General features: G+C 61.2%; 11 protein-coding genes. 8 read left to right on the top strand and 3 right to left on the bottom strand.

The annotated features are described in order from the left end of the window. The first annotated feature begins 96 nt into the window (after positions 1–96). From RYM47_RS02975 to RYM47_RS02955, 5 genes are all read left to right on the top strand, one after another. The gene (locus RYM47_RS02975) at positions 97–1,680 is read left to right on the top strand and encodes a serine hydrolase domain-containing protein (RefSeq protein WP_315385979.1); all 1,584 of its coding nucleotides are present in this window, start codon (positions 97–99) and stop codon (positions 1,678–1,680) included. Positions 1,681–1,840: 160 nt separating this feature from the next. Continuing rightward, the gene (locus RYM47_RS02970) at positions 1,841–2,215 is read left to right on the top strand and encodes a hypothetical protein (protein WP_315385978.1); all 375 of its coding nucleotides are present in this window, start codon (positions 1,841–1,843) and stop codon (positions 2,213–2,215) included. 159 nt (positions 2,216–2,374) lie between these two features. Next, positions 2,375–3,109, top strand: coding sequence for a hypothetical protein (locus RYM47_RS02965; RefSeq protein WP_315385977.1), 735 nt, complete (start codon positions 2,375–2,377; stop codon positions 3,107–3,109). 20 nt (positions 3,110–3,129) lie between these two features. Further along, positions 3,130–3,585 carry a hypothetical protein gene (locus tag RYM47_RS02960; protein ID WP_315385975.1) on the top strand — a complete coding sequence of 152 codons (456 nt, stop codon included), beginning with the start codon at positions 3,130–3,132 and terminating at the stop codon, positions 3,583–3,585. A 126-nt stretch (positions 3,586–3,711) separates the two neighbouring features. Next, entirely contained in the window at positions 3,712–4,335 is a 624-nt protein-coding gene (locus RYM47_RS02955) for a glutathione S-transferase N-terminal domain-containing protein (protein WP_315385974.1), read from the top strand. Positions 4,336–4,410: 75 nt separating this feature from the next. Here the strand turns inward: RYM47_RS02955 and RYM47_RS02950 are convergent, their stop codons facing one another. From RYM47_RS02950 to RYM47_RS02940, 3 genes are all read right to left on the bottom strand, one after another. Continuing rightward, positions 4,411–5,952, bottom strand: coding sequence for a serine hydrolase domain-containing protein (locus tag RYM47_RS02950; protein WP_315385973.1), 1,542 nt, complete (start codon positions 5,950–5,952; stop codon positions 4,411–4,413). Between the two features lie 157 nt (positions 5,953–6,109). Continuing rightward, positions 6,110–6,811 (bottom strand): LytTR family DNA-binding domain-containing protein, encoded by a 702-nt coding sequence (locus RYM47_RS02945; RefSeq protein ID WP_315385971.1) that lies wholly within the window; start codon positions 6,809–6,811, stop codon positions 6,110–6,112. Beyond that, positions 6,799–8,502 (bottom strand): histidine kinase, encoded by a 1,704-nt coding sequence (locus RYM47_RS02940; protein ID WP_315385969.1) that lies wholly within the window; start codon positions 8,500–8,502, stop codon positions 6,799–6,801. Before RYM47_RS02940 ends, RYM47_RS02945 begins: the two co-directional genes overlap by 13 nt. Positions 8,503–8,633: 131 nt before the next feature. Here RYM47_RS02940 and RYM47_RS02935 point away from each other — a divergent pair, with 131 nt between their 5' ends. The 3 genes from RYM47_RS02935 (at position 8,634) to RYM47_RS02925 (ending at position 12,128) form a co-directional block, all read left to right on the top strand. Next, a complete protein-coding gene (locus tag RYM47_RS02935) occupies positions 8,634–10,274 on the top strand; it encodes an alpha/beta fold hydrolase (RefSeq protein WP_315385968.1) in 1,641 nt (546 codons plus the stop codon). A 505-nt stretch (positions 10,275–10,779) separates the two neighbouring features. Beyond that, entirely contained in the window at positions 10,780–11,514 is a 735-nt protein-coding gene (locus RYM47_RS02930; protein WP_315385967.1) for a hypothetical protein, read from the top strand. Between the two features lie 20 nt (positions 11,515–11,534). Further along, positions 11,535–12,128, top strand: coding sequence for a hypothetical protein (locus tag RYM47_RS02925; protein WP_315385966.1), 594 nt, complete (start codon positions 11,535–11,537; stop codon positions 12,126–12,128). Positions 12,129–12,550 lie beyond the last annotated feature (422 nt).

Raw genomic sequence — 12,550 nt, 5'->3', positions numbered from 1 at the left:
GCGTTGGTGCTTGCTGGCAGCTGCGTCTCTACTGCCACTGCGACCCCCGTTGCCACTGAGCCCTCACCGGAAGTCGTCGCTGGGGTCGACAAGATCATGATGCAGGGCGTCTCAGACAAGACTCCAGGGTGCGTACTAGGAGTACATTCAAAGAATGTCGACCTGCTGCGTGCGTACGGCCAGGCAGACCTCGAACGCAATGTCGCCCTGAACGTCGACAGCGTGTTCAACATCGCGTCGGCGAGCAAGCAGTTCACCGCCGCCGCCGTACTGCTGCTGGCCAATGAGGGAAAGGTGTCCCTTGCAGATGACATTCGCAAGTACTTGCCCGAGCTCCCGGCGCAGCGAAGGCCGATAACGATCGATAACCTGCTCAGCCACACAAGCGGCTTGCGCGACTTTCGATACACCGACTGGCTGGTCGGGCGGGATGCCTTGCCCCAACGCAACCAGGATATCCTGGACTACGCGTCGCGGCTTCAGTCGTTGAATCATGCGCCCGGCGAGTCGTACTCGTACAGCAACACGGGATACGTCCTGCTGGCAATCATCGTTGAGCGAGTCACCGGGCAGAACCTCCAGGACTTCAGCCGCGAACGACTCTTCCAGCCTGCCGGCATGATGCATACACAATGGGAGGTCGACAGCACGCAGCTTGTTAGAAACCGCGCCTACGGCTATGTGATGGCAGAGCCGGCCCATGAGGGACACCCGCCGCGCTTTGTACAGTCTCTGACGGATCGCAATACGTATGGCCACGGCAACCTCCTGACCACCGCTGGTGACCTGCAGCGCTGGAACATCGCGCTGTCGCGCAACGCATATGGCCCAGAGCTGACCACCCAACTGGAGGAACGAGCCACGCTCAGCAACGGTTTCGTCATCAACTACGCGCGCGGAGAGTTCGTCGGCAAGTATCGTGGCTTCCTCGAAGTCAAACACGTCGGTTACAACGGCAACTACATAGCCTGGGTGGCGCGTTACCCGGAGGCGGACTTGGCAGTGTCTTACGTGTGCAACAGCGATGCAGACAATGTCGAACCGTACGACCTCGTTGACCTGTTCCTGCCCGCGGACGCGCCGGCGCGGGAGGCCGGTCCCGCCCAAGGGTCAGATGACCTTTCGGCGCGCAACGGAGTTTATCGCCGCATCGACAATGGCCAACTGGCACTATGGACGTTCCCAGCCAAGGCCAGACTGGACAGCGCCAAGTTCGTGATGGGGCCGTACACCTATCAGTTTGATGGCAACCATCCTGAGCAGATAACCCGCCTCAGCTATGGCAATGCGGTGGAATGGGTGCGCGCGCCCAAGTCAGACGCGAGTGTAGCTACTCGAGATGAGTATCAAGGACGCTTCATCAGCGACGAGCTACTGGCCAGCTACTACGTCACGTTCGATGGCAAGCAGTTGAAGATGACACTGCGCGGCTTGTCGCACCTTGTAGCAACCCTGCAACCACGTGCGACGGACGTATTTGAAGCGCAGGACCTGCCGCAGATGCAAGGCACTCTGGTGGTCTTCAAGCGGGACAACAGCGGTCGTGTGAACGGCCTGGCGATTGCGCCCGACGGGTTGCATGAGCTTCCCTTTCGAAAGGTTCCTACCGGGTACTCCCCCCCTCTCTCGCGAGCGAGAGGAGCGGTGTGGAACCGCCAACTGCCCCCCACCGGCCCGTAACGATTCATCCAATCCGATAAGTGCCGTATACGGCCGAATGGATTATGGCTATGATCGGCCCAATTGGCCCGATGGGGATCGGTGCCAATTTCTGCAGTCAAAAATGCGGTCAAGATGAAGCACTTGGACGGACAGGTTAAGAGACTTGGCAGGCAGTGCGATGAGTAAAAATAGCGTTCCTTCTCCAGAAGAGTTTGCTCGCGCCAAAGCGGCAATGAAGAAGTACGATCAGGGGTTGGCTGATGTCCGAAGACAGATCGTGACCCAGTTCGGATCTCGGGGGATCAAGCAGGTATTTGTACTGTACTCACGTGCAACCGATAGCTTTGGCGTATTCGTTTTCTTCCAATCGAACACACAAGCTGCTAGCGCCCATGAGTCGGGGCTTGCTTCCGAAATTGAGGGAGCTGCTTTGCAGGCGCTTGAGGAGGCGGGGCGAGGACCTAAATCAAGCCTCGATGTGCGGTTCGAATATGACAGTGACGAGAACGTCCAGATCGAGTTCGCAGGGAATTACTACAACCGGCTTCGCTAGAGAGTAGTGGCAACAGGCCGGGGCGCGACTGTAGTCAGCACTGATCAGCTAATGGCGCGTGAAGGTCAGCATCAGCCTACTACCTATCGTGTAAGCCGAGCACCGCTGAGGATGGCAAACATTCCACCACACGCCCCGCACATTTCAAGGGTTGCCGCAATGGACATGCAGGTAAGTAGTGGAGATGAAACGCAGGGCAGGGCGGACACAGGAAGCCTGACCTTTTCCTGGCTGTTTGAACAGGTGCAAGGGTATGCCGACCAAGGTATCTACCCGAAGCCTTCCCGCCTGGAGAGGTCAGCCATGTGGGTAGGGGTGGGCGCGACCGGGATCGGGCTTGTGATAGGGGCCTTGGCAGGAGTGGTCATTCCTGCTGCATCGGTGCTTATCATCCTCAAGGCCTGCCTCCTTGTCGAAGTAGTCGGTCTTCTACTGTCTTTCGCCCTGATGCTTAAGAGGGAAGGGCGGCAGTACATCAAGCCCCGGCAGACGCACGCGGATGAGATGGACGGGGACTTCGCCTACTGGGTGGACCTGGTTGCCAGGCTCAGGGAGTTTCCTCGACACCAACGCGAGCAGCGCCTCCGCTTCGCCAACAACCTGCGACAAAGCATGACCGAACGAATGGGCCTGATGTACGGTGGGCTGCAGAAGCTTGGGCCATTTCCCATGCTGGTGGCGCTCTATCTTCAGTTCCGCAACTGGAAGTGGGGCGACTGGGCGGCTGCTTTCGATGTGAATCTTGTCTCGGGCATGCTGATTGCCACCATGGTTCTGCTGTATGTACTCGGCTGGATGCTGATGGGCATGCGGATAAGATTGGACACCTATGTCAACCTGTTGGAAGCCTCGCTAGCTGACGTATCAAGTCAAAGCGCCAAGACTGTCCCCTGAGAATGATTGGAGCATTCAGCATGAAGATTGCAGCGGCGACGATCGCCTTGGTACCCGCTCTTCGCCTAGGCCGTTCCATTCGTACGCTGACGCTCTTGATCGCGATCGTTGCAAGCGTCGCAGGTTGCCCGGGAGAGTCTGTCTCCTGCAAAGGCCCCGTGGTGAGTCATCCAAACGGAATATGTTCGGCCTACTACTATCAATCGAGCTATGGAAACGACGAAGAAGTGACGCAGGCGTTAGTCTCCTGCGAGAGCAGGGCAGGTAATCTGGGTGGCGGAGTAGTGTCGTTCCCGACCAAGGCTCATGGCATTGGCCTCCGTTGGATTGACGAAAGCACATTGGAAGTTGCCGTGCCTGATGGGGTTGATCTGGAGCATGGACTTCTCGGCAGCACGTACAACGGTCATGCACTTCGCTACGTTTATAAATCACTCCAGCCGAACGAGCCCGAGTATGAGGGATGTGGTATCTGAAGCCTCACGTCTCAAGCCTGGCTTCGAGCGTTTCAGGACTCTTTGACGCCGACAGCACCGACTCAGACAGTGACTGGAACAGCTGTTGTAGGCTGAGCGAACTCAGCGATTGCTACGGAAGGGTATATGTTGGAGCTTTACGGGAAGTCCACTTCGATCAACGTTCGGAAGGTGCTGTGGCTGTGCGAGGAGCTGGAGCTCAAGTATCGCCACGTTAATGGCGACCCTTCTTCGGACGCCGACTTCAATGCACGTCTCTACCGAATCAATCCCAATGGGCAGGCGCCGGTATTGCTTGACGGCGACTTCGCGCTGTGGGAATCCAACAGCATCTGCCGCTACCTGGCTGCCCGCGCCCAGCGCCACGACCTACTTCCGGCCGATCCGCGGGCACGGGCGCTCGTTGAGCAGTGGATGGACTGGCAGGCGACCGATCTCAACTCGGCGTGGCGGGCCGCATTCATGTCACGCGTGCGAAGGCATCCAGACTACCCGGACGGCCCGGTGGCGGAGGCAAGCTTGGGCCGGTGGAGTGCCTTGATGGGCCTGCTGGATCAGCAGCTCGCCCGCACGGGGGCCCATGTCGTCGGCGCATCCTTCACCTTGGCCGACATCGTGCTGGGCCTGTCGACCCAGCGCTGGCGGATGACGCCAGGAGATAAGCCCAACCTTCCGGCAGTGGGAGCTTGGTTCGCGCGCCTCGGGCGTCGTGCCGGCTTTGCACAGCACGTTGACAACGGCGTGCCGTGAACAGATTGAAGTAGCGAGAAGCAAGCATGCACGAAGCAGACATGGTCAGCGCAGGGTTATGCACTCCTCAAGTGATCATTTGTGCTGTGGAGCCTGATGCAAGGGAGTGATGACCCGCTCCGCAACGTTAATGCCACCGGGGAAATGCAGGTCCAGCAGCATGACCTGGCCGCTGCCATGGTCACGCTCGCGTGCAACCAGCTGCATGCCGCTATCGGGGGAGATCAGTCGTCCGGCATTGACTGCCTCCAGCGCCCTGCGACCGCGTCCTTGTCGAGCCCACGTAACCGTACCGTCCTGTTGGAGCTCGACCTCGAAACGCTCGGTCGGGAAGTCCCGGAGCTGGTAGGTTCCGGCAAAAGAGCTCGCGATCCCCGGCGTCATTACAACGGAGGGCGAGGCGTCCGAGGGCATTTTATCTGGCCAATGGAAAGCGTCGGCAAGGGCACGGGCTACCTCGTATGTAAACGTCATACCCTCATCTGAGTTCGTCATGATTACTGCGCCCTGACAGGTTTCCGGGAACATCATCCACAGGGTGCGGTAGCCTACTGGTGCGCCTGTATGGCTGATCTTCTTCGGCGATCCGTCCCGAGATATCTCCAGTCCCAAGCCCCAGTCGCCGACCTGGCGGCGCATCATATCGCTCGCAGTTTTCTTGCTGAGAAAAGCGGGTTCTTCTCCGTGCAACGCCTTGATCAGCGCGATGCCAAAGCTGGCCAGATCGGATGGTGTTGTCCATAGGCCTGCGGCGGCCTGCTCGGGGTAGAGCCTCCAACCGCCGGGAATGGGCGTACCGTCAGCCAAGGTTCCGTGCGCTGGCTCGATGGCTCGCGCTGGGTCAACGGCCGGCGCGAACGAGCTGCGGCCCATGCCCGCAGGCTGCAGAACGCGGTCGTGCATTAGGTCCTGGAACGCCCGGCCGCTCGCATCCTCCATCAGCTTCTGGGTCAAAACAAAGCCTCCGCCGGAGTAGCGCCAGCCCGCGCCAGGCGCATCTACCAATCGGACAGGAGCGGTATTGGCCGGTGCCTCGCCATCCAGGACCTGCACCAGGGAGGGTAGGGGTGAGCCGATGAGGTATCCCTTGAATCCTGCGACACCGAGGCCCGCGCTGTGTGTTAGCAGGTGGCGCAGCGTTACCGCCCCCTGTTCGTATGGGGCTGGTCTGGGAAGCGACCAACCCCGGAGCTTGGGCATGATGTCATCGTCGAGCGACAGGGCCCCGTCGTCCACCAGGACGAGGGCGCCCGCTGCTGTCACCACCTTGCTGACGGAGCCAGCTTGGAACTGAGTCCCCGTTGTGACCTGCCGGCCTGCGGGAGTGGCGTTGCCGAACGCACGTGCATCCACGACGCGACAGCCCTCGACCACCGCGACACTCGCACCGGGAATTCCATAGTGCGTCATGCGATCCTGAATCGAGAAGCGTTTCGGTTCTGCCCCCTCGAGCACCACGCTGCGGCGTAGGCCGGAGGCGTAGTCGCGCGACTGTAGGTCCGACCCACACGCGGAGCTTGCAAAGAGTGCCAATGCCATCGCAATGCCGAAGGCTGGAGACTGGGCAGAGCTGTTGCGAGTCATGACTGCCATCGTGTAGGGAAGACGGGTGATCATAAGATAGATTTAGCGGCCCACCGGCTTTGGGACGATTCAACTGACGGGGCGAGGTGCCGAGCTGTTCAACTTTCTTTCGAGCAGCCTACACGGCGTCGATCTGACCCGAGGAATAGCAGCCGTAGGCGGCAGCGTGGAAGCGGGTTTCGGACTCGTATCAGTCGATCCCAAGCTCCACGCGCAAACCTGAAACGTACGCACGACCGACCGGCAACTCTTTTCCATTTGCCATGACCAACCAATACCGGCTGCCAGATCCTGAATGCAGCGACCGGACATGGCGGAGGTTGACCAGGGTTGAGCGGTGGCAACGCACGAAGTCGGGAGGCAACAGAGCAGTGAGCGCTGCGAGTGATTTGTCGTGCAGTTCACTGTGCCCATCGAGCAGACGCACATCGCAGTACTCTCCGTCAGCGCGTATCCACAGCACGTCTGCGATCTCGACCAGCGCCGTACCCTGTGCACGCCAGACCCCGAGATAACGCGCAAGGCCCGGGCGATAGTGGGCAGCGCCAATCAGACGATCAAGGGCCATACCAAGCCGCTCGCGCGTGAACGGCTTGGGCACGAAATCCAGCACGCCAAGTTCGAATGCCTGCAGTGCACGCTCACGGTGCGCCGAAACCACCACGCAGTGCTGGCGCCCAGCGACTGACTGCCGAAGCAACGAGAAGCCGTCCTCTCCCCCAAGGTTGAGGTCCAGCAGCAAGCCATCGTAAAGGCTCCGCCGTAGCCGGTCTTCGGCTAGGTCAAGATCGGCGACAGCCTGGAAGCGCGCGCGTCCACCCGCCAGTTCTCCGCAGATGCGCAGCAACCGCTCGCGGATGAGGGGCTCGTCCTCGACGATCAGGATGCGCATGGCACCTCGATCCGGCCGTGCCAGCCAGCGTCGTCGGCGCCCTGCGAAAAGTGCCAATTGTCTGGGAATGCGGCGCCGAGACTCGCCTCTATGTAACGCGTCCCTGTGCCTTGGCCTCGATGTGCCGTTCTTCCCATGGCGCTCAGCAGTTCGAGTACCCAGTGACCATTCTCACTGTAGACGCGCAGCCGGAAGGGCTTCTGCATGCAGGCGCCAGCGCCGGCATGCGTGAGCGCGTTCTCTACCTGGGCGTGCAACACGCCAGGTGGCAGCAACAGATTGGTATGGTCTGCCTCGACCTCAAATCCGATCTGCTGGCCCAGCGCAACGCTCACGATGTCCAGATGGTTCCTGCAAAGGGCAAGCTCTTCTTCCAGCGGAACCAGCGCGTGGCCACTGCTCAGACGCAGGCGATCGAACTGCTCCGCCAACGACTCCACCAGGCGGCTGGCACGCACAGGGGACCGCTCGATCAACTCCTGCAGGCAGGTGAGCGTGTTCATGAGCCAGTGCGGCTGGATGCCCCGCTGCAGGAGCTGCAGTGAGAGCTGGGCACGCTCCTCGCGCAACCGCGCATTGTGCCTGCCAAGTGCGTGCACTCGTTCTGCGTGACGCAGCAGAAGAAAACCCATGAGCACTGCGAGCAGCAGGAAGTACGGACCGTCGAGGAATGCACCCCCGGCGATCGGCATGGTCAGTGCACCAACCAGCATCAGGAGCAGTATCGGGCGGCGCTCTTCGTGCGCCCCTTCCGCGCGCTTCAACAGCCATGCCGAGGCCAGCAGACTCAGCAACAGTGAGATAGCGCCGCGACCATCGAAGCTGGGCAGGAAAATCACGATTCCTGCCAGCGCCGACACATAGCCGATGCGTGCCGCCATTGGCACGGCGACATTGAACCGCCGCGCAAGGTAGGCCGGCAGGAGCACTGCTGCCGCCGTGTGCAGGGCAAGGAGCGCGAACATGCGTACGCCGTGCCACGGATAGGGATATCCGAACAACGGACGCCACACTTCGACCATTGGCAGCGCAAGGCCGGTGAGGCTCAAGGCAAGTAGCACCTTGGCGCCATCCGCGCGCGGCAGCCCGCGCTGCACCGCCAGGAAGTACAGAAAGGCCGCGCCGAGCGCACCGATGGCGATGGCCACGATGAGCCAGGGCCCTGCATCAGCCAGGGGAAGGGCGCCCACCGGGACAATCTGCAGCCCGGCATCGGTCGTATCCATGCGCAGCCACTGGTGCTGACTCGACGCCAGAACGACCAGCTCATCCACACCGGTGCCGCTGGATGGCGGCATCACGCGGACGAGATCGATCCGACCGGGGTGCTCTGCCTGCTTGCTGCGTCCCACGACGCCATTGCCAGGTAGCGGCTGTCCGTTCCAGTAAAGCTGGCTGGCCGCCCGCAGTGACAGGTGCAGCAGGCGACCTCCGTCCTCAGTTGGAAGGGCCAGGCGCCAGCGCACCCAGTAAGGGCCTTTCCAGGCAGCGAGCTTGCGGGGATCGAGGGGCTGCCAGTCCACGTCGCCAGGGGGCAATCCCGGAAGCTGGCCTGATGCCGGCATCGAGACCGGCGCCATGTCCGCAGACAGCACCCGCCCAACGGTAGGGCCATGCGAGACCGCCAACATCCAGGCAGCAACCAACAGCACCAGCACGACGGGGGCGGCGACGATCTCTCGAGTTCTCATGCGCCCTATCGTAAGGGGTGAACGGAGACATTCAGCCCCCTGCAGGAGACGTTGGGCGGACCGCGCGACCCCGACCCTCGGACCGTGGATGGTGGGGAAACACCCTCCTGGTCCTGCCTGCGGAGCCCACCATGAACCACGTACCGTTCTCGATGCCGAACTCCAAGGACCGCCCGCCAGGCCTGACTGTTCGCTGGATGCTGGCCTGCCTCCTGTCCGCTTCCGCTCTGGCGGCTCATGCGAGCGGGGGCGAACCACTGCTGAAGTTCGCGCCTTATGCCTTGAATACCCAGCGGGACGGCGCGGTCAATGCCGAGGTCGCGTTCCTTGAGGTGCCGCGCCGACGCGACCAGCCAGAAGGGGCGCGCATGAAACTGCGGGTGGTGCGACTACCGGCCACCGGCGGCAACAGGAAGGCCGCGCCGGTCGTCTACCTGGCTGGAGGTCCCGGCGGGTCCGGCGTTGGAACGGCGCGCGGGCCGCGCTGGCCGGTGTTTGAACAGGTGCAGCGCGAAACCGACGTCCTGCTGTTCGACCAGCGCGGCACTGGGCTCTCCGATCCCCCGCCGCCTTGCCCCTACACCGCGCGCTTCGACGATGCCAGGCCCTTGGACCACGACACCGCACTGGCTACCCTCCGCCGCACAGCCGCCCGCTGCATCGCCTATTGGCAAAAGGAGGGCGTCGAACTCGCTGCATACACCACCGCAGAGAGCGCTGCAGATCTCGAGGACCTTCGTCGTGCGTTGGGTGAGCCGCGCATCAGCCTCTGGGGCATGAGCTACGGAACCCACCTCGCGCTGGCCACCCTTCGCCTGCATGGCGCCGGCATCGAGCGCGTGGTGCTGATGGGCGTTGAAGGGCCTGACCATACCCTCAAGCTGCCGATGACGGCGGATGCTGTCCTTGCGGAGCTCGCGATTGTCGCCAAGGAGCAAGGGTTCGATGATCTGGTGGGCATCACCCGGCGCGTACTGGACAAGCTGAGCCGGGAGCCGGGAGAAGGCCGCAGCCTGATGCACAAGGGCAGGAGAGTGACAGTGGGTGCCTTCGACGCACAGCTGGCGATCGCCGCAGCACTTGGTAGACGATCCACCCAGCAGATGCTGCCGCTGGCGCTGCGGGACGCAGAAGCAGGGAATTATGATCTGATGGCAACGCTGGTGCTGTCGGTACGCGAACAACTCGGGCAGTTCCAGGCCATGCCGCTGGCAATGGACGTGGCATCCGGGCAGAGCCCGCAGCGACGAGCCATGGCCCAAGCCCAGGCGAAGACAAGCCTGTTCGGCGATGCGTTGAACTTTCCTTTCCCGGCAGTAGGCGACTCACTTGGGCTGGTCGATCTGGGCGAGGCATATCGCGCGCCCCTGAAGCATGATGTCGAGGCCCTGTTTGTCAGTGGCACGCTCGACGGCCGGACCCCGCCAGGGAATGCACAGGCGCTTCTGCCGGGTTTCGCCAATGGCGTCCACCTGCTCGTACGGGAAGCCAGCCATGACGACGAACTCTGGTTGGGCAATGCCAGCGTAGCCGAGCGGATCGCCAGGTTCCTCGGAGGGCAAAAAGTGGAAGGAGGGGAGGTCAGGGTGCTGCCCCCGGACCTGGCGCACGGAAAGCTCGGGCTGCTTATGCAGGCATTGAATATCGGCGGAGGAACGGTCGCGTTGGTGCTTCTAGCCCTGTCCGCTCTGCTCGCGGGCGCAGTGGCGCTAATAAGGCGAAGCCGCAGAGCCCGCCGCCGTCATCTCCAGACAGGCAGTCTAGATGGCTGAGCGAAGGCCGAGGTGGCCCCATCAGGAGCGGTATTTGAGGTGACCACCCCAGGCCACTGAATCTACTCCGGCCGAGAGCTGGCACCTCGCTGCGAGGGGTCATTGCGCCCGTGGTAGTGTCCACTTCCGCCCCAAAGCCAACATATGAGAGCATTTCCACTGTCCCTTGGTAGAGGACCAAATGCGCAAGGGTACATACAAGCCACCGACCATCCTCAGGCGATGGGCTTTAGATATTCCGGATGGTGAGTTGTATGAGCTTTTCGTTTTCGATGACCTTACTGTCTGCAGCGCGGTCGGTCGTTACGCACATTCATCCGGCTCGAAGTCGAGTTCCTGGCCAGACTTCCTGGCTGGCTCACTAGACGATCTGGTGCTGACCACAATGGGGCCGCGCGTACTCAGCGAGGCACGAGCATTCGTAGAGGCCGCTTCCACCTAACTGGCTGACAGTGACCGCTACTGGCCGGGGACGTACGCCCCGCAAACTTGAAGGATTCCCGCAATGGATATGCAGGTAAGTAGCAGAGACGAAGCGCAGGACAGGACGGCCGTAGGAAGCCTGACCTTTTCCTGGCTGTTTGAACAGGTGCAGGGGTATGCCGCCCAAGGCATTTACCCGAAGCCTTCGCGCCTGGAGAAGTCAGCCATGTGGGTCGGGGTGGGCGCGACAGGAATCGGGCTTCTGCTAGGGGCCTTGGCCGGAGTGGTCATTCCTGCTGCATCGGTCATTCTCATCCTGAAGGCCTGCCTCCTCGTCGAAGTAGTCGGTCTTCTACTGTCTTTCGCCCTGATGCTTAAGAGGGAAGGGCGGCAGTACATCAAGCCCAGGCAGACCCACGCCGATGAGATGGACGGCGACTTCGCCTACTGGGTGGATCTGGTTGCCAGGCTCAGGGAGTTTCCTCGACACCAACGTGAGCAGCGCCTCCGCTTCGCCAACAACCTGCGACAAAGCATGACGGAACGAATGGGCCTGATGTACGGCGGCCTGCAGAAGCTTGGGCCATTACCCATGCTGGTCGCGCTCTATCTTCAGTTCCGCAACTGGAGGTGGGGCGACTGGGCGGCAGCCTTCGATGTAAATCTTGTATCGGGCCTTTTAATTGCCACCATGGTTCTACTGTATGTACTCGGCTGGCTGCTGATGGGCATGCGGATACGACTGGACACCTATGTCAACTTGTTGGAAGCGGCGCTGGCAGACGAAACAAGCCAAAGCGCTAGGACTGTCCCCTGACAACAATTGGAGCATCGAGCATGAAGACTGCAGCTGCGACAATCACCCTGGCACCCGTTCTTCGTCTGACGCTGCTGTGCGCGGTGGTGCTGACGATGGTCGGCTGCAGTCGGATGAGCGAGCGATGGAAAGAAGAAGTGCGGCTCTCCGACGGCCGGATGATAGTGGTGAAGCGCACAGCGAAAGGGACCATCACGCGAGACATGGTCATGCGCGCAACCGGCTGGAAGCCCAAGGAGACCACGCTGCGGATCCCCGAGGTGGACGGCTTTGCCAATCCGCCAGTGTGGCGATCAGGCCTGATTCCGGTCGTGATGGATTATGACCCGGCTTCATCAACGTGGTCGGTCGTGGCTACCTACATGTGGTGTAGCACCTGGTATGACATGGGCCGCCCAACGGTGCCATACGTGCAGTACATCTCGGTCGGCGGGGATGCGTGGCGAGTCGTGCCCCTGCAACCAGGCTTGATCGACAGGCGCGCGAATCTGCTGACCCACATTCGACCGACAGGCGAGTCGGGCCTGATCCGGGAGGAGTACAAGGAAATGCTCTGGCCCACGAGTTCCGACCAGTTCAAGTCAATCTCAACGACCTGGAAAACAAATTGCTAGTGATTCAACGATAACGATTCCAGGATGGAAGCTTCGGCCTGGATCAACGTGCGCTTGATCCAGTCTACGGGGAGCTCTGGTTTATGCTTCTGTCGGGTAAACGGATATGGCAGCTGCCGCGAGGCGCACTGACGATCTACAACGCTGAATATTGGGGGAAACGTGGATGCACCGCGCAGGACCAACTTGGTGTTTTCCATCGCTGCTATAGCCTGCTTCCTGCTGGCTGGCTACGCATACCTGCAAGCAGCGGCGACGTATACGTTGTCGTTTGTATTCTGCACCGAGCCGGGCACCACCAATGCAGCGACATCAAGGTGTCGCGCGCCGTTGCTGTATGGCTATGCCTTCTGGACTCTACTAGGCCTTGGTGTATTGTTCTCTGTGGTGGCAGTCATCAGGGGCAGGCGGCACCGAGCGAA

Origin of the sequence: uncultured Stenotrophomonas sp. (assembly GCF_963519125.1) — a bacterium.
Taxonomy (GTDB): Bacteria; Pseudomonadota; Gammaproteobacteria; order Xanthomonadales; family Xanthomonadaceae; genus Stenotrophomonas.
This window is presented reverse-complemented; position numbering and strand designations above follow the sequence as displayed.

What these genes read in the sequence shown, in the direction of transcription:
- RYM47_RS02975 (WP_315385979.1), top strand. Translation starts at nt 97, where the DNA reads ATGATGCAGGGCGTCTCAGACAAGACTCCAGGGTGCGTACTAGGAGTA.
- RYM47_RS02970 (WP_315385978.1), top strand. Translation starts at nt 1,841, where the DNA reads ATGAGTAAAAATAGCGTTCCTTCTCCAGAAGAGTTTGCTCGCGCCAAA.
- RYM47_RS02965 (WP_315385977.1), top strand. Translation starts at nt 2,375, where the DNA reads ATGGACATGCAGGTAAGTAGTGGAGATGAAACGCAGGGCAGGGCGGAC.
- RYM47_RS02960 (WP_315385975.1), top strand. Translation starts at nt 3,130, where the DNA reads ATGAAGATTGCAGCGGCGACGATCGCCTTGGTACCCGCTCTTCGCCTA.
- RYM47_RS02955 (WP_315385974.1), top strand. Translation starts at nt 3,712, where the DNA reads ATGTTGGAGCTTTACGGGAAGTCCACTTCGATCAACGTTCGGAAGGTG.
- RYM47_RS02950 (WP_315385973.1), bottom strand. Translation starts at nt 5,952, where the DNA reads ATGATCACCCGTCTTCCCTACACGATGGCAGTCATGACTCGCAACAGC.
- RYM47_RS02945 (WP_315385971.1), bottom strand. Translation starts at nt 6,811, where the DNA reads ATGCGCATCCTGATCGTCGAGGACGAGCCCCTCATCCGCGAGCGGTTG.
- RYM47_RS02940 (WP_315385969.1), bottom strand. Translation starts at nt 8,502, where the DNA reads ATGAGAACTCGAGAGATCGTCGCCGCCCCCGTCGTGCTGGTGCTGTTG.
- RYM47_RS02935 (WP_315385968.1), top strand. Translation starts at nt 8,634, where the DNA reads ATGAACCACGTACCGTTCTCGATGCCGAACTCCAAGGACCGCCCGCCA.
- RYM47_RS02930 (WP_315385967.1), top strand. Translation starts at nt 10,780, where the DNA reads ATGGATATGCAGGTAAGTAGCAGAGACGAAGCGCAGGACAGGACGGCC.
- RYM47_RS02925 (WP_315385966.1), top strand. Translation starts at nt 11,535, where the DNA reads ATGAAGACTGCAGCTGCGACAATCACCCTGGCACCCGTTCTTCGTCTG.